Origin of the sequence: Pseudomonas oryzihabitans, assembly GCF_014522265.1 — a bacterium.
GTDB lineage: Bacteria > Pseudomonadota > Gammaproteobacteria > Pseudomonadales > Pseudomonadaceae > Chryseomonas > Chryseomonas aestiva.
Genome location: NZ_CP017024.1, coordinates 85311 through 100783 on the forward strand (window position 1 = coordinate 85311; position 15473 = coordinate 100783).

Sequence of the window (15473 nt, forward strand, 5' to 3'; positions counted from 1 at the left end):
TGCTCAGGCGGGAGAGACATGGGCGGTGGCCTCCCGGCGGCGCGCCAGGGCCGCCACGCACAGCAGCGACAGGCCGGCCAGCAGGGAGTAGAAGACCGCCAGCGGCCACCACTCGCCCGTGAAGCGATGGGCCAGCAGGGTGCCGACCATGGGGGTCAGGCCACCGGCAATGGCGCCACAGACCTGGTAGGCCATGGAGATGGCGGTGTAGCGCACCCGGGTAGCGAAGACGCCACTGACGAAGCCGGCGATCACCGCATAGAAGGACGCCATGCAGGCGGCCGCCAGGGCGATTCCCAGCACGATCAGCGGCGCCGAGCCGGTCTTGACCAGCACGAACATCGGATAGGGCGAGGCCATGGCCAGGGCCGCGATCAACAGCAGGAAACGTGCGCTGCCCATACGCTCGGCGAGCAGCGCGGCCAGCGGCTGGACCAGGAACTGGATAAGGGCGACGAACAGCAGGCAATCAAGGATCAGCGAGCGCGACAACTCCAGCACCTGGGTGGTGTAGCTGAGCATGAAGGTGTTGGTGAAATAGACCCCGGCGATGCCCAGGGTATTGGCGCCGATGCACAGCAGCAGCGGACGCCAGGCGGTACGCAGCACTTCGGCCGCCGGCGCCTTGGCCGTTTCCTGGCGCTCCTTCATCTCGGCGAATTCGGGGGACTCGTCCACGCCCAGGCGGATGGCCAGGCCGACCACCAGCAGCAGCGCGCTGGCCAGGAACGGCAGGCGCCAGCCCCAGTCGAGCAGATCATCTTCCGGCAGGCTGGTGACGCTACGAAAGGCGATGATCGACAGGATCAGGCCGGCCGGGCTGCCCCACTGGGCGAAGGAGGCGAAAAAGGTCCGTCGACCGGCCGGTGCATGCTCGCCGGCCATCAGCACGGCGCCGCCCCATTCGCCACCCACGGCGATGCCCTGCACCACCCGCAGCAGGATCAGCAGGATCGGCGCCCAGACGCCGGCCTGACTGTAGGTGGGTAGCACGCCGATGAGCACGGTGACCACGCCCATCATCAGCAGGGTGACGATCAGGGATTTCTTGCGGCCGATGCGGTCGCCGATATGGCCGAAGACCAGGCCACCCAATGGCCGGGCGAAGAACCCCACGGCGAAGGTGCCGAAGGCGGCCAGGGTGCTCAGCAAGCGGTCTTCGGAGGGAAAGAACAGCTGGCCGAAGACCAGCGCGGCGGCGGTGGCGAAGATGTAGTAGTCGTACCACTCGATGGTGGTACCCACGAAGGCAGCGGCGGCGGCGCGCCTGGGTTGGCGACGCGGTGAGGTGGACGGCATGCAGGGTGCTCCTATCGACTGCCGGAAAAGGAAGCGGCGCGGCGGATCAACGGCCGGACGCACGGAGAGCGATGGGCAGGGGCGATCAGGGAGACATGGACGCAGCACTCCTGGGGGTATCGTTCTTGTTGGGCAGGAGAGAGAGAAGAATGCAGGAGCGTTCTAGGGCGCCTTGACGTCGTTATCCCTTGGCGGGCTAAGATTAGTCAATTTTCTAATTCTTATACCTATCTATAAGCATGGCTAATAATCAGGATGAACCGCTCTCCCCCGCGCCCTTGCCAGACGGCCGGCGCTTTCTCAACGATCGGCTGGACTGGAATCTCCTGCGCACCTATCTGGTGATCGTTCAGGAGGGCAGCGTGAGTCGTGCGGCCGCGCGGCTGCACCTGACTCAGCCAGCCGTCAGCCAGGCCCTCAAGCGGCTGGAGGAACAACTCGATTGTGGGCTGATCATTCGCCGGGGGCCGCGCTTCGCCCTCACCGAGGCCGGCGAAGAGGTGGCCCGCATCGCCAGCGACCTCTATGGCAACGTCTCCCGCCTCGGCGCTGCGCTGGAGCGCTCAACGGAAACCGTGGTGGGCAAGGTGCGGATGCTCACCATCAGCCGCATCCAGTCGCGCTGCTACGACGACTTCCTCGCCGACTTCCACCGCCGCTTTCCGCGGGTGGAACTGGAGATCGACGTGATGCGCAGCTCGGACATCATCAGCTCCCTGCTGCAGAAGACCGCGACCCTGGGCCTCGCCCTCTGCCGTATTCCTCAGCCAAAACTGGAGCAACGGGTGCTGTTGCAGCAGCGCTATGCCTTTTTCTGCGGACGTCGCCATCCCCTGTTCGGACGCAGTGACCTGTCGCTGGCCGATCTGCAGGGCGAGAACTTCGTCAGTTTCACCAGCGACCAGATTGGCGGCAGCCTCTCGCCGCTCACCATCTTTCGCGATCAGCAGGGCTTCACCGGACGGATCGTCGCTTCCTCACCCAGCCTCGAAGAAATCCGCCGCCTGGTCGGCGCCGGTTACGGCATCGGCTGTCTGCCCCAGCATGTAGTGGCCGATGACGTGGCCGCCGGCGAACTCTGGCGACTGCCGCCTGGCGAAGGCGTGGCCGATGTCGACGTGCACCTGCTCTGGCACCGCGAGCAGCGCATGACCCAGGCGGAAACGGCGCTGCTGGAAGGCTTCCAGCATCTGCTGGCGACCACCGAGGTGGCCGCGCGGCTCTAGGGCGCTTTCACTCGGTCCACGGGAAGGGTCTTGCTATGCTGATCCGTTGGATATCCCTGCTAAGGAGCTCCCATGGATCCCTACCCTCGCCCAGGCACCTGGCGCGAGCGCCTGTACATCATCATCTTCCACACCTACACCCCGGCCGGAAGACTCTTCGACACCCTGCTGCTGGCGGTCATCATGGCCAGCCTGGGCGTGGTGATGCTGGACAGCATCCAGGCCATCCATCTGCGCTACGGCAGCTGGCTCTATGGGCTGGAATGGATCTTTACCGGTCTCTTCGCGATCGAATACCTGCTGCGGGTGATCTGCGCGCCCCGGCCACGCCAGTACGTCACCAGTTTCTATGGCTTCATCGATTTGCTGGCCGTGCTGCCGGCCTTTATCGCCCTGCTGATGCCCGATGCCCAGTATTTCCTCGTCATCCGGGTGCTGCGGATGATGCGGGTGTTCCGCGTGCTCAAGCTAACGCCCTACCTGAGCCAGGCAGATTTCCTGATGGTGGCGCTGAGCAGCAGCCGGCAGAAGATCACCGTCTTCCTGCTGGCCATCTGCACCCTGGTGACCATGTTCGGCACCTTCATGTACGTCATCGAAGGACCGGCCAACGGCTTTACCAGCATCCCGCGCAGCATCTACTGGGCGGTGGTGACCCTGACCACCGTGGGCTTCGGCGACATGGTGCCCAAGACGGCGCTGGGCCAGACCCTGGCGGGCATGATCATGATCACCGGTTATTCGATCATCGCCGTGCCCACCGGCATCTTTACCGCGGAGCTGGCCAACGCCATGCGCAGCGCCACGCTACAGCGCGACTGTCCACGCTGCCAGAAGCCTACCCACGAGCCCGACTCCTCCTTTTGCAATCGCTGCGGCAATCCGCTGTTCCCTCCTACTGAGAAGAGCCAGCCGGAGGAGTCGGCCCACTAGGCCGGACGCTGCGTCTCAGGGCGTGGCGTCGCTGGCATAGCAGGCCCAGGCCGGGCGCGTGGCCAGACGTTCGAGATAGGCCGCGATTGCCGGCGTCGCGAAGCGCTCGATCGGAGTGCACCGCCAGCGGTGCAGCGACAGGCCGAGGGCGATGTCGGCCAGGCTGAAGTGTTCGCCGGCCACATAGGGGCCGTGCTGCGCCAGGTGCGCTTCCAGAATGGCGATGCGCCCGTTCCAGGCGGCGACACCTTGCGCCAGGCGCTGCGGATCGGGCTGCGGCGGCTGCTGCTTCACCAGGGCCAGATAGGCGTAGCTCCAGGCCGGATTGAGTTCGCAGGCCTGCCAGTCCAGCCACTGATCGACCCGCGCCCGGGCGCGCGGCGCGGTGGGATACAACGCTTCGCCACCATGGGCATTGGCCAGGTAGCGCAGGATGCTGTTGGATTCCCAGAGCACGAAGTCGCCATCCAGTAGGACCGGGATCTGGCCATTGGGATTCCACTGCAGGTACTCGGCGGATTGCGCCGAGCGAAAGCCGGCGCCCCAGTCCTCGCGCTCATAGCCCAGGCCCAGTTCGTCGAGGCACCAGAGCGCCTTGCGGACGTTGATCGAAGAGACGCGACCGAGAATTTTCAGCATGCCGAGGCGACCTCCCGGGATGGATGGCTGAGATAGGGCTCGATATTGCCGAGCGCGCGCTGCACATAGTCCTCCTTCTCGCCCACCGGTGCCACGTAATGCAGCGCCTCGGCCGCGGCCTCGCGGCCCAGCAGCCGGGCGATGGCCCAGGCCGCCAGGTAGCTGGAGGCCAGGCAGCCGCCGGCGGTGGCCAGGTTGCCGCGGGCGAAGAAGGGTTGCGCCAGCACCTCGATGCCGGCTTCCTGCACCCAGGGCCTGGTGGTGAGATCGGTGCAGCCGGGTACACCGTCGAGCAGGCCGAGGCGCGCCAGCAACAGGGTGCCGGAGCACTGGGCGCCGATCAGCTGGCGTTCGGGGTCGAGCACCGCCAACTGTTCCAGCAGGGCGGCGTCTCGCGCCAGTTCCCGGGTACGGCTGCCACTGCCCACCAGCACGGCGGTGCAGTCCGCCAGTTCGTCGAAGCCGGCCTGACGCTCCAGGCGAACGCCGTTCATGGAGGTCACGCAGGGGGTCGGCGCCATCAGCGAGACCCGCCAGTCCGGACGCTTGATGCGATTGAGGAGGCCCAGGGCGATCAGGGAGTCCAGTTCGTTGAAGCCGTCGAAGGTGAGGATGGCGAGGTGCATGGGGCTACCAGAGGCGCGGGGTGAAGCGAGAGTCTCGGCCTCACGGGCGGGCGTCGGCCAGATACAGTGCCGCGCCAGGCTGGCCATACAGTCAGGCCGGCCATAGACAAACCGCTCTAAGGCGGGCAATAGCACCCCTGCCCTACTTGGAAGCGCTAGCACTTAGCCATTACAGTGACGCACCCTGGCCGAGCCATCGGCCGATTTGCCATCGTCCAGCGGCCCTACCCCTTTCCGAGATGTCGATGGACGACGATATTCGCTATGAACAGCATGTCCGCCGGGTGCTGCGCACGCCCCTGCTGGTGTTGCAGCCCCTGATGCTGGCGATGTGGCCGCTGAGTCTGTGGAGCAATCCGCTGATCGGCAGTCCCTACAAGGCGCGCTATTTCGCGCTGATGCTGCTGTTGCTGGGGATCAGCGCCCTGCTCAGCGTGGCGCGCAGCGCGCGCATGATGAGTCTGACCTTCACGGGCAACATCTGGGCGCTCATCCTCGCCTTTCGCATCCAGATCCAGGATGGCGGCGCCCTGGGTCACTACTGGAATCTCCCCATCGCCATCGTCGTCGTGCTGGGCACCTGCGGCCTGACCTATCGCCTCTCCCACTACCTGACCACCCTCGCCGGCGCCGCCTTCATCCTCTTCGCCGGTCAGGCCCAGCTGATACCCGCCGCCATGCCGGTGCAACTGGTCGGTTTGCTGGTAGGCGCCACCCTGGCCATCGGCATCGCCTACAACCACGCCAACAGCCAGTGGATGCGGCGGACCTTCATTCTCAAGGAGCGCTATCGGATTCTCGCGGAGACCGATGAACTCACCGGAATCGCCAACCGCCGCAAGCTCCTCGAGCGGGTCGACGCGGCCCGCGGCGAGAGCGGGCAGGCGCCCAGGCATTTCGTCATGCTCGACATCGACAACTTCAAGGAGATCAACGACCGCCACGGCCATCAGGTCGGTGACCAGGTGCTGTTCGCCACGGCGCGGCAACTCGATCAACTCGATCCGCGGTTGCAAGGCGGCCGGCTGGGCGGCGAGGAATTCGGGCTGCTGATCCGCGACCTCGACGAGGCGCGGGTCAGTCAGCTGCTGGAAACCCTGCGCAGGCGCCTGGCTGAAGCCGAGCCCCTGGGTATCCGCTTCAGTGCCGGGGCGCTACAGCTCACGCCGGAGCTGTCGCTGAACGAATTGCTGCGCCAGGCGGACGAAGGGCTCTATCGGGCCAAGCGTCAGGGCAAGGACCAGACCGTCTGGATCCGTTGAGGGTCGCTACTCCAGCTTTTCCACCTTCACCGCGGTGGTGCCGTCGTCGACCATGTCCACCCGCCGGGCAGCGGCGCGCGAAAGATCGATGATGCGGCCGCGGATATAGGGGCCGCGGTCGTTGATGCGCACCACCACGGCGCGATCGTTTTCCAGGTTGGTCACCTTGACCCGGGTGCCAAGCGGCAGGGTCTTGTGAGCGGCGACCAGCTCGTTGTTGTTGAAGGTCTCGCCACTGGCGGTTTCCTTGCCATGGAATTTGCGCGCATAGAAGGAGGCCTTGCCGCGCTGTTCGAAGCTGGCTTCCTTCTTGATTGGCGCGGCGACGGTCTTGGCATCCTTTTCCTGGCAGGCGCTGCAGGCGAGCAACAGGAGCAATACGAGGGATCTGGGACGGATGAACACGTTTCACCTTCCTCTTTTTCTTCGTTTTCGGGAAAGCAACGCTCGGGGATCGGGTTCAGCTAGCTCTGAACCCGGGCGTCCCCCGGAGGTTCGCCAGGGATGGCCAGCGGCCATCCTATCTGTGACGAGCGCCTCAAGACCGCCCTAGGGCGCCGGTAGCACGTACCTGAGAATGGCGACGAAGTGCAGCGCGCTTCCGGCCATGACGAAGCCATGCCAGATGCCATGCCAGTGGCGGAAGCGATCGTCGAAGACGAAGAACAGGATGCCCACGGTATAGAGCACGCCGCCGGCCGCCAGCCAGGCGAAGCCTTCACCGCCCAGGCGATCCAGCAGCGGTCCCACCGCCACCAGCACGATCCAGCCCATGACGGCGTAGATCACCAGCGACAGGATGCGCGCCTCCGAGCGCGGCTTGAGCTCCTGCGCCATGCCGATCAGCGCCAGGCCCCAGACGATGCCGAACAGCGTCCAGCCCCAGGGCCCGCGCAGGGTGACCAGGCAGAACGGCGTGTAGCTGCCGGCGATCAGCAGATAGATCGACAGGTGATCGAGCTTCTGCAGCAGGCGTTTCGCGCGCCCCTTCACGCTGTGGTAGAGGGTCGAGACGCTGTAGAGGATCACCAGCGCGACTCCGTAGATGGCCACGCTGACGATGCGCCAGGGATCGCCCTGCAGGCTGGCCAGCACCACCAGGGTGATGGCGCCGGCCAGGGCCAGCAGGGCGCCGACCAGATGGGTCCAGGCATTGAGACGTTCGCCGTGATACATGCGTCCTCCGGTATGGGTCGCAAACGGGCTCAGGGTCTCGCCGAGCCCTCGCGACGGGCAGTGAGGCGCTCGTAGCGGTCGAGCAGCGGCTGGATGGAAATCCCGTGGACCGCGATGCTCAAGGCCACCACCGACAGGGTCAGGTCGACGATGGTCCCGGCCCAGTCGGCCGTGACGTGATGCGTGAGCGCGTAGCACAGATAATACAGGCTACCGATGCCACGGATGCCGAACCAGCCGATCAGCGCACCCTGGTGGCGATCGATGCGCGTGAAGGGCAGCATGGTGGCCACGCCCAGCGGGCGGATAACCACGAACAGCAAGGCGCCCAGCAGCAGCGCGCGGCTGTCCCAGTGGGTGATCAGCACCACTCCGAGCAGGGTCACCAGCAGCACCTCGAAGGAGCGCTCCACCAGGCTGCCGAAGGCGAGCATGTCACCCATCATCACCCCGGCCGCCATCCGCGGCTCTTCGATGTCCTCCGCGCTGGCGACGGTGGCGCGCTCCGGCGCGCCGGTGAGATGACCGATTACCGGCTGCGCCAGGTGCTCGGAAGGCACTTCCGCATGGCCGGAGGTCTGCACCTCGGCCTGGCGCAGGCCCAGGCCGGCGGCGAACACCGAGAGAAAGCCGAAGGCGCCGATCTCGTCGGCCAGCACATAGGACAGGGCGATCAGCGCCAGGGCGAGAAAGTCATTGGGCGAGATGGTGCTGTCGCCATGCCGGGTGCGCAGGAAGATCATCAGCCGTCCGACCCCCTTGCCCATGAAATAGCCCAGCAGCAGGCCCGCCGGCACGCCCCAGACCACATTCTTGAGGAACCACTCCAGGGTCCAGCCCCACTGCAGTTCGCCGTGCTGCAGGAGCAGCAGGCCGAGCAGCACGAAGGGAAAGGCGGTGCCGTCGTTGAGACCCGCCTCGCCGGAGAGACCGAAGCGCACCCGGTCGAAATCCTGGGCATGGTTGACCTGCACCAGCCCGGCCAGCACCGGATCGGTGGGTGCGAGGATGGCGCCGATCAGCAGGGCCACGCCCCAGGGCAGGCCGAGCAGATAGTGGGCCACCAGGCAAACCCCGGCGATGCTGAGGATCATCACCGGCCCGGCCAGCAGGTAGGCGCCGTGCCAGGAGGAGCGATGAAAGGACAGGCGCAGCTTGAGGCCGCTGACGAACAGTGAGAAAAGCACGGCCACCTCGGTGAGGTGGCCGATCCAGGTCGCCGACTCCTGGAAGTTGACCTCGGCGAGCCCCAGGCCGATGGGACTGATGAGCATGCCGAAGGCCAGACAGACCACCGAGGTGGTGACCGGCAGCCAGCGCAGATAAGCGGATGTCAGGGCCAGGATCATCAACAGCGATCCCAATACCCCGACCCAGACGAGAAATGTCATGTGGGTAGCGTGATCCAGAACAGAAGAAGGAGAGCGGGTGGCGAACGCCACCCTTGTGATGGAGACTGCGCAAACGCAGCCACGGTGCCCCCTATCTGCCGAATGGCGCGCGCAGCCGTGACCCCGTGCCCATCGCCGGGGTCCCATGCCCTATAGTCCCCAAGGAAAATCTCTCCTCGCATGAGCGATCACCGCCTCCGCAAGCAACGCCGCCTCGAACGCCTGCAGCGCTTCCTCGACTGGGCCGGCCGCACCCATCCCGACTTCGTCGCCAGGCAACAGCACCAGGAACTCTGGTTCAAGCCCTATTCGGGTTATCCCCTGCCGCACCTGGGGCGGATCGCCAAGGCCTTCTGGCTGGGTCTGGACGAAACCGCCGCGGTTGCTGCAGGCAGCGCGCCCGATCCCGACAGCCTGCTGGGCAAGGCGCTGCTCAGTGCCGGCAAGACCTTCGGCTATGCGGTGGATGTCTTCGGCAGTGAAAAGCTCTTTACCGGCGGCGCGGCAAGCGAATTGCTCGAACCCCACTGGGCGCTCAATCTGACTGACAGCGCTTGCGCCGAAGCCTTCGCCGCCGCGGTCAGCGAGCGCCTGGGTGATGCTGTGCGCGAGCGTCTGGGCCTCCTGGCGGTGCCCTTCGCCGAGATGGCCGACGAGGATCGCCAGCGGGTGCTGGAGCGGGTGCCCCAGGCGCTGATCCGTCTGGACGACTTCCTGCCGCGGGCGGTGGAGGTGCTCAACGAGACGCGCCACGAACTGAGATTCAACGTGGTCCTGACCCACGATGATATTCGCCTGGAGATCCCCGGCGGCTGGCGGCCAACCAGGGCCGCCTGCTCGGCGCTGCCGATGTCGCCGCGCTCAGGGCCGAAGCCGAGAGGGACCTGCGCGAGCGTTTCGCCGTGCTGGTGGGCGAAGCCGACGCCCTGGACTTCGACCTGCACCAGCTGGGCACGCCGCGTCTGCAGGAGCTGATGCGCCTGGAAGCCGACAAGCTGCGCCGCGCCCTGCGCCATGCGGTGGCCCAGCAGCGCGAGAAGATGGCCTTCGCCGTGCTGCTGGAAAACAACCCGCGCTTCGGCCAGTACCACCAGAACTATCCGGCCCGGCGGCTGACCCGCACCTGGACCGCTCTGCTCGGCCCCACCAACAGCGGCAAGACCCACAGATCCATCGAGGCCATGGCGGCGGTGACCCATGCCATCTACCTCTCGCCGCTGCGGCTGATGGCCCTGGAAAACCAGGAGCGCCTGGAATCCCTCGGCGTACCCTGCTCGCTGGTCACCGGCGAGGAGGAGATCATCCGTCCGGGCGCCACCCACTTCTGCTGCACCGTCGAGGAATTCGCCCGCTTCCGCCGCCAGCAGTGGGAGGTGGTGGTGGTCGACGAGGTGCAGATGCTGGCCGATCCGCAGCGCGGCTGGGCCTGGGTCGATGCCCTGGTCAGTGCCCACACCAAACGCCTGCTGATGACCGGTCCGGCGCTGATCGAACCCTCGCTGCGCACCCTCAGCGCCCTGTGCGAGGACCGTCTGGAGATCAAGCCTACCAAGCGCCTGTCACCGGTCACGGTGGCGCGCCACGCCACCACCCTGGAACGCCTGGAACCGGGTTCGCTGCTGGTGGCCTTCAGCCGGCGAGTGGTGCTGGAACTCAAGGGCCTGCTGGAGATGGCCGGCCGCCGGGTCTCGGTGGTCTACGGCGCCCTCTCGCCGGAAGTGCGCCGGGAGCAGGCACGCCGCTTCCGCGAAGGCGAGACCGAGATCATGGTCGCCACCGATGCGGTGGGCATGGGCCTCAACCTGCCGGCCCACACCCTGTGCTTCTACACCGATGAGAAATTCGACGGGGTGGAGAATCGTCCACTGCGGGTGCAGGAGGTCAAGCAGATCGGCGGGCGCGCCGGGCGCTTCGGTCACCATGCCGAAGGCGAGATCACCGCGCTGGAGCCCCATGTGCTGCGCAATATCAAGCGGCTGTTCCACAGTCCGGACGATCCGGTTGACCTGCACCAGTTCCAGGTGCGGCCGAGTCTGGAGCACCTGCGCGCGCTGTCCGAGTTCATGGAAGAGCCCAGCCTGCTGCGCACCTGGCTGACCTTCAATCGCAACATCAACTATGGCGACGCCTTCGTCTCGGTACTGCCCGACGAGCTGGCCGAGTGGATCAAGCTGATCGACCTGCCCGGCGTCGATTTCCAGCTGCGCTGGATCTTCGCCTGCACGCCGATCCGCGGCGGCCTGGAAGGCCCGGCCAGCGGCCAGGCCCAGCGCTGGCTGCGCAGCGTCGCCCGTGGCGAGCCGGTGGACCTGCCGCGCATCCCCATGGGCACCGATCTCGCCGGGCTGGAAAGCGCCCTGCACGTGGTGGAGACCTATCTGCACCTGTCGCGCAGCCTGCCCGAGCTGTTTCCGGCGCTGGAACGCGGCCAGGACCATCGCGACCTGCTCAACGACGCCATCACCCGGGAGTTGTCGCGCCGGCGGCGGCCACGCGGCCAGGAAAAGGGTCAGGGCAAAGGCAAGGGCGAGCGCCGCCAGGGACGGGGCGAGCGGCGCAGTGGGCGCTTCGGGCGTTAGGCGGCGCGGAAAGCCACCGGGGGGTCACGCTACCAATCGCGGCCATGGCGGTCCGCCTGCCACAGGTACCATGGTAACCGTAGGAGCGGCCCATGGCCGCGATCAACCGCGTAGGGTGGATAACGGCGAAGCCTTATCCACCCCTCGAAGCATCCTGCCCGTGGATCACGCTGCCGATCGCGGCCATGGGCCGCTCCTACGTGAAACGGATATTCCTATAGGAGTGGCCGCGATAAAGACAGTCGCTCCTACCGGGACGTCCCTAGCGGCACCCGCGCCTTGAAGCTCCAGGTAAAGAAGAACTCCGACACCTGCTCACCGCTTTCGTCGGTGCCTACGCTTCGCAGCTCGACCTGCTGCGGCTCGCCGGTCTCCCGGGCGCGCACCAGCGCTGCGGCGATGGCCGCGCCTTGGTCGCACCGAAAGACGAGGGTGCCCACGGCCTTCTTGCTGAAGGTCGCGCTCATGGCCACCACCAGCATGGCGTAGCGGCTGCCGGAACGGCGAATGTGCCGGTCGGCGAGGATGCCGGTGGAAAATTCCGCCGCCATGCCCTCCACCGCCCAGAACATGCTCTTGAAGGGATTCTGATTCAGCCAGCCATGGGTGACCTGCATCTGGCAGCCGGCATCGTCCAGGTGCCGCAGGCGCAGGCCGGCGATCTTGGCGATGGGCACCTTGGTCCAGACGAAGAGATTGAACAGCAGTCGATTCATGGCGAGCGCATCCGGCAGCCTGGCCGGAGCGCCAGGTGTCCGCAGCTTAGCGCTTCGTCCCGGGCTGCTCCACGACTGGCGGACGCGGCCCGGCAGACAGTTCGCGACCCCCGGGTCGCGTGGCCGGGGCGCCTCGTCGAGGAGGCGCCCGCGGGCCTTACAGCGGATTGGCGTTGAGCTGCTCGGTGTAGCGCCGCGTCATGAAGATCGCGAACAGCAGGCCGGCCACCGCCAGGCTGCCACCCACCAGGCCGATGTAGGGCATGCCGACATGGGTCCCCACCACGCTGCCGAGCAGGGCGCCGCCGCCGATGCCGACGTTGTAGATGCCGGAGAACAGCGCCATGGCGACGTCGGTAGCGTCCTTGGCCAGCGCCAGCACCTTGGATTGCAGCGCCAGGCCGAAACTCATGATGGCGATGCCCCAGACCACGCTCAGCCCTTCCAGCATGAAGCTCTTCCAGGCGAAGGGCAGCAGCAACAGCAGCGACAGGGCGATGCCGGCGATGGCCGCGACCAGGAAGCCATTGGGGAATCTCAGGCTGTAGCGGCTGAACAGCAGCGAACCTATGACGCCGGAACCGCCGAACAGCAGCAGCAAGGCGGTGATCTGCATGCCGCCCATGCCCGCCACTTCCACGGCGAAGGGCTCGATGTAGCTGTAGCCGGTGAAGTGGGCGGTCACCACCAGGGTAGTGAGCAGGTAGATGCACAGCAGCGCCGGGCGCTTGAACAGCACCGGCAGGCTGGCCAGGGAACCGGAGTTCTCGCTGGGCAGCAGCGGCAGGTTGCGCGCCAGCCACAGGACCGTACCCACCGCCAACGCCGCGATGGCGACGAAGGTGTAGCGCCAGCCGAGCAACTCGCCCAGTACCCGACCCAGCGGAATGCCCAGCACCATGGCCAGGCAGGTGCCGGTGGCCAGCAGGCCGAGCGCCTGGGTCTGCTTGCCGGCCGGGGCGATGCGCACCGCCAGCGAGGCGGTGATCGACCAGAACACCGCATGGGCAAAGGCGATGCCGATGCGGCTGGCCACCAGCACCTCGAAGCTCCAGGCCACTCCGGAGAGGCCGTGGCAGGCAACGAAGACGATGAAGACGAACATCAGCAGGCGGCGCCGCTCGATGGAGCGGGTGGCGAGCATCATCGGCAGCGACATCAGGGCGACCACCCAGGCATAGATGGTCAGCATCAACCCGACCTGCGACGGACGCATGTCGAAACTGCGGCCGATGTCGCTGAGCAGCGCCACCGGGACGAATTCCGTGGTGTTGAAGATGAAGGCGGCCAGGGCCAGGGCGATGACACCGGACCAGCTGGATTTCCGGGCTTCGGCGGTAGCATCCATGGGGGGTCTTCTACTCCAGAGCGAAAGGGTGGACAGCGACTTCCAGGCAGAAAGCCGACGACGAAAACCCACGAGCAAAGGCTTGACCCGCCTGCGATGCCTGATCGCGAGCGAGAAGTCTGCTGTAGGTAGGGATTGGAATTGGATGTGGTAAAAATTCTACGCTGTTGCTTCGGACCCTCACAACCACCTGCAGTTGCGCCTGGCGGCCGCGAGCAGCCGGTCAGAATACCCAACCGCCTGATCGGCGGGGCTTTTTTGCCCAGGGACAAGCCTGGCAGCTGCCTGTCGCTGCGACAAAACATCGCGAAACCTTTTACCCGGGTCAGGCTGGTGGCGAAAGGCAGCGGGTCATTGACCTTGCCCCAGGGGCAAGCTCTAGCCTCGGCGTCGTCAGCCCAGTCAGGAGCTCTGCACATGCGTATTGCCCTTACCTCCACCCTGCTCGCCCTCACCTTGCTGGCGGGCGGCGTCGCCCAGGCCGCCGAGGCCCAGCATCCGGCCCACCAGGACATGCAGAAGAGCATGGAGACCATGCACCAAGGCATGGAAGAAGGCCTCAAGGCCAAGGACCCGGACCTGGCCTTCGCCAAGGGCATGCTGGCCCACCACGAGGGCGCGGTCGACATGGCTCGCTACCAGCTCCAGCACGGCAAGGACCCGGAGATGCGCAAGCTGGCCGAGGACATCATCCAGGCCCAGCAGAAGGAAATCGACCAGCTCAACCGCTGGATCAAGGCCCACGCCAAGTGATGGTGCGCCGCGCCCGGGACTGGCACAGTGAGCTACCCGTCCCGACGCGGAGACCGCCATGCTGATCGACCATCTGGACCATCTGGTCCTGACCACCACGGACCTCGCCGCCTGCGAGGATTTCTACACCCGGGTGCTGGGTATGCGCCTGGAGACATTCGGCGCGGGGCGCAAGGCGCTGCGCTATGGCAATCAGAAGATCAATCTGCACGAGCGGGGGCACGAATTCGAACCCAAGGCCCACCTGCCGGTGCCGGGCGCCCTCGACCTCTGCTTCATCGCCCGTGAGCCGCTGGAGCGAGTGATCGCCCATCTGCAGCACGAAGGCTGGCCGATCATCGAAGGCCCGGTGGCGCGCACCGGCGCCACCGGACCGATTCGCTCGGTCTATGTGCGCGATCCCGACCTCAACCTGATCGAGATCGCCGAATACCCGACCTAGGCGCTGCGCGAAAGGTCGCCGAGCGAAGGTCAGGCGAGGCGAAAAGAAGCCTGAGGAAGCGGACCGGGCTCGCGACCGAGTTTACGAATGGTAAACGAGCATTCCGAAGGCTTTTTCAACGACGCATCACCGAGTGCAGGCACTTTTCGTACAGCGCCTAGCGCGGCCGGCCAAACACCTGGGTCCAGTAGAGGCTGTGGGTGCTGCGCGGATTCAGGGCATAGGCCGCGCCCATTTCGGTGAATTCCGGATTCATCAGATTGGCGCAGTGGCCCGGACTCGCCAGCCAGCCCTGCATCGCCTGGGTGACCGAACCGGCGCCGGCAGCGATGTTTTCGCCGATGCGGGTCCAGCCGTAACCCTGCCTGGCTACCCGTTCGGCCACGGTGCCGCCACCGGGGGCGGTGTGGGAGAAGTAGTCGCGCCCGGCCATGTCCTGGCTGTGGGCCAGGGCGGCATTGGCCAGCGCCGGATTCCAGCGCAACGGCGTGGTGGCGGCGAAGCGGCGGGTGCCGCAGGTGCGCGCCTGGGCCCGGGCGCGATTGACCTCGGCGAGCACCGCCTTGCCGGCGGTCTGCCAGTCGCCCAGGCCGGCGCTCACCACCGGCCGCGCCAGCACCAGTTGCCAGCGCGGTCCCTGCTGGCTTACCCCGATCTGCGCATAGTCACTGCTGGCCAGCGGTCGGCAATACTGCTGGCGCAGCCCGGCCATGGCCGCCTGGGCAGTAGGCGCGCCTGCCAGCATGATCACCTGCACCGCGGACGCCTGATAACCCGCAGCGCGCAGATCGCTCTGCAGCCGATCACGACCGGTCAGGCGCACCGCCGCCAGGCGACCGTCAGCGGTGAGGGGCGCCGCGGCGCGGGTGCCGGGACAGCCCTGGGGCGCGGCGCGATAGGCGTTGATCAGGCTGACCAGCCGCGCCTCCTCGGGCGTCGCGGCCAGGGCGGCCTGGGCCAGCAGGCCGGTAGTCAGCAACAGGGAAAAGACAGATAGACGAGGCATGCGCGAGCGGATCCGGAAAACAGGGAAGCGCTATGTACCCGGCCTGAACCCGAGGCGCAAGCCAGGCGACGGGCCAA

14 protein-coding genes and 1 pseudogene are annotated in these 15473 nt (G+C 66.4%); 6 read left to right on the forward strand and 9 right to left on the reverse strand.

Annotated features, from left to right (window positions below):
* Nucleotides 1-3: 3 nt before the first annotated feature.
* Nucleotides 4-1299 carry an MFS transporter gene (locus BGI51_RS00420; protein ID WP_187979973.1) on the reverse strand — a complete coding sequence of 432 codons (1296 nt, stop codon included), beginning with the start codon at nucleotides 1297-1299 and terminating at the stop codon, nucleotides 4-6.
* A gap of 239 nt (nucleotides 1300-1538) precedes the next feature.
* On the opposite strand from BGI51_RS00420, the gene BGI51_RS00425 reads away from it, so the two are divergent.
* Both BGI51_RS00425 and BGI51_RS00430 read left to right on the forward strand, forming a co-directional pair.
* Nucleotides 1539-2525, forward strand: a complete 987-nt coding sequence (locus BGI51_RS00425; RefSeq protein ID WP_187979974.1) for a LysR family transcriptional regulator — start codon at nucleotides 1539-1541, stop codon at nucleotides 2523-2525.
* A 72-nt stretch (nucleotides 2526-2597) separates the two neighbouring features.
* Nucleotides 2598-3458, forward strand: coding sequence for an ion transporter (locus BGI51_RS00430; protein WP_187979975.1), 861 nt, complete (start codon nucleotides 2598-2600; stop codon nucleotides 3456-3458).
* A 15-nt stretch (nucleotides 3459-3473) separates the two neighbouring features.
* On the opposite strand, the gene BGI51_RS00435 is transcribed toward BGI51_RS00430, so the two are convergent.
* Together BGI51_RS00435 and BGI51_RS00440 are read right to left on the reverse strand one after the other, a co-directional pair.
* A complete protein-coding gene (locus tag BGI51_RS00435) occupies nucleotides 3474-4097 on the reverse strand; it encodes a glutathione S-transferase family protein (RefSeq protein WP_187979976.1) in 624 nt (207 codons plus the stop codon).
* Nucleotides 4091-4723: a DJ-1/PfpI family protein gene (locus BGI51_RS00440; RefSeq protein WP_187979977.1), complete on the reverse strand. Its 633-nt coding sequence runs from the start codon at nucleotides 4721-4723 to the stop codon at nucleotides 4091-4093. Before BGI51_RS00440 ends, BGI51_RS00435 begins: the two co-directional genes overlap by 7 nt.
* A gap of 245 nt (nucleotides 4724-4968) precedes the next feature.
* On the opposite strand from BGI51_RS00440, the gene BGI51_RS00445 reads away from it, so the two are divergent.
* Nucleotides 4969-5985: a GGDEF domain-containing protein gene (locus BGI51_RS00445; protein WP_187979978.1), complete on the forward strand. Its 1017-nt coding sequence runs from the start codon at nucleotides 4969-4971 to the stop codon at nucleotides 5983-5985.
* 6 nt (nucleotides 5986-5991) lie between these two features.
* On the opposite strand, the gene BGI51_RS00450 is transcribed toward BGI51_RS00445, so the two are convergent.
* The 3 genes from BGI51_RS00450 to BGI51_RS00460 all read right to left on the reverse strand — a co-directional run bounded on the left by BGI51_RS00450 (nucleotide 5992) and on the right by BGI51_RS00460 (nucleotide 8552).
* Nucleotides 5992-6390: a septal ring lytic transglycosylase RlpA family protein gene (locus BGI51_RS00450; RefSeq protein ID WP_187979979.1), complete on the reverse strand. Its 399-nt coding sequence runs from the start codon at nucleotides 6388-6390 to the stop codon at nucleotides 5992-5994.
* Nucleotides 6391-6534: 144 nt separating this feature from the next.
* Nucleotides 6535-7161, reverse strand: a complete 627-nt coding sequence (trhA, locus tag BGI51_RS00455) for a PAQR family membrane homeostasis protein TrhA (RefSeq protein WP_133863286.1) — start codon at nucleotides 7159-7161, stop codon at nucleotides 6535-6537.
* Between the two features lie 29 nt (nucleotides 7162-7190).
* Nucleotides 7191-8552, reverse strand: coding sequence for a cation:proton antiporter (locus BGI51_RS00460; RefSeq protein WP_187979980.1), 1362 nt, complete (start codon nucleotides 8550-8552; stop codon nucleotides 7191-7193).
* Between the two features lie 180 nt (nucleotides 8553-8732).
* Between BGI51_RS00460 and BGI51_RS00465 the strand changes: the two are divergent.
* Nucleotides 8733-11131, forward strand: a pseudogene (locus BGI51_RS00465) (DEAD/DEAH box helicase).
* Nucleotides 11132-11379: 248 nt separating this feature from the next.
* Here BGI51_RS00465 and BGI51_RS00470 read toward each other — a convergent pair.
* Complete coding sequence (locus tag BGI51_RS00470; RefSeq protein WP_187979981.1) at nucleotides 11380-11847, reverse strand: DUF4442 domain-containing protein; 468 nt, start codon at nucleotides 11845-11847, stop codon at nucleotides 11380-11382.
* A 157-nt stretch (nucleotides 11848-12004) separates the two neighbouring features.
* A complete protein-coding gene (locus BGI51_RS00475; RefSeq protein ID WP_187979982.1) occupies nucleotides 12005-13195 on the reverse strand; it encodes a sugar transporter in 1191 nt (396 codons plus the stop codon).
* A 417-nt stretch (nucleotides 13196-13612) separates the two neighbouring features.
* Here BGI51_RS00475 and copM point away from each other — a divergent pair, with 417 nt between their 5' ends.
* Together copM and BGI51_RS00485 are read left to right on the forward strand one after the other, a co-directional pair.
* Entirely contained in the window at nucleotides 13613-13948 is a 336-nt protein-coding gene (gene copM / locus BGI51_RS00480; protein WP_187979983.1) for a CopM family metallochaperone, read from the forward strand.
* Between the two features lie 61 nt (nucleotides 13949-14009).
* Nucleotides 14010-14390: a VOC family protein gene (locus tag BGI51_RS00485; RefSeq protein WP_178083934.1), complete on the forward strand. Its 381-nt coding sequence runs from the start codon at nucleotides 14010-14012 to the stop codon at nucleotides 14388-14390.
* 157 nt (nucleotides 14391-14547) lie between these two features.
* Here the strand turns inward: BGI51_RS00485 and BGI51_RS00490 are convergent, their stop codons facing one another.
* A complete protein-coding gene (locus tag BGI51_RS00490; protein WP_187979984.1) occupies nucleotides 14548-15396 on the reverse strand; it encodes a CAP domain-containing protein in 849 nt (282 codons plus the stop codon).
* Between the last annotated feature and the right edge of the window lie 77 nt (nucleotides 15397-15473).

Excerpts from the sequence above, each read along its gene's own strand:
- BGI51_RS00420 (WP_187979973.1), bottom strand. The coding sequence starts at position 1,299 with ATGCCGTCCACCTCACCGCGTCGCCAACCCAGGCGCGCCGCCGCCGCT.
- BGI51_RS00425 (WP_187979974.1), top strand. The coding sequence starts at position 1,539 with ATGGCTAATAATCAGGATGAACCGCTCTCCCCCGCGCCCTTGCCAGAC.
- BGI51_RS00430 (WP_187979975.1), top strand. The coding sequence starts at position 2,598 with ATGGATCCCTACCCTCGCCCAGGCACCTGGCGCGAGCGCCTGTACATC.
- BGI51_RS00435 (WP_187979976.1), bottom strand. The coding sequence starts at position 4,097 with ATGCTGAAAATTCTCGGTCGCGTCTCTTCGATCAACGTCCGCAAGGCG.
- BGI51_RS00440 (WP_187979977.1), bottom strand. The coding sequence starts at position 4,723 with ATGCACCTCGCCATCCTCACCTTCGACGGCTTCAACGAACTGGACTCC.
- BGI51_RS00445 (WP_187979978.1), top strand. The coding sequence starts at position 4,969 with ATGGACGACGATATTCGCTATGAACAGCATGTCCGCCGGGTGCTGCGC.
- trhA (WP_133863286.1), bottom strand. The coding sequence starts at position 7,161 with ATGTATCACGGCGAACGTCTCAATGCCTGGACCCATCTGGTCGGCGCC.
- BGI51_RS00460 (WP_187979980.1), bottom strand. The coding sequence starts at position 8,552 with ATGACATTTCTCGTCTGGGTCGGGGTATTGGGATCGCTGTTGATGATC.
- BGI51_RS00470 (WP_187979981.1), bottom strand. The coding sequence starts at position 11,847 with ATGAATCGACTGCTGTTCAATCTCTTCGTCTGGACCAAGGTGCCCATC.
- BGI51_RS00475 (WP_187979982.1), bottom strand. The coding sequence starts at position 13,195 with ATGGATGCTACCGCCGAAGCCCGGAAATCCAGCTGGTCCGGTGTCATC.
- copM (WP_187979983.1), top strand. The coding sequence starts at position 13,613 with ATGCGTATTGCCCTTACCTCCACCCTGCTCGCCCTCACCTTGCTGGCG.
- BGI51_RS00490 (WP_187979984.1), bottom strand. The coding sequence starts at position 15,396 with ATGCCTCGTCTATCTGTCTTTTCCCTGTTGCTGACTACCGGCCTGCTG.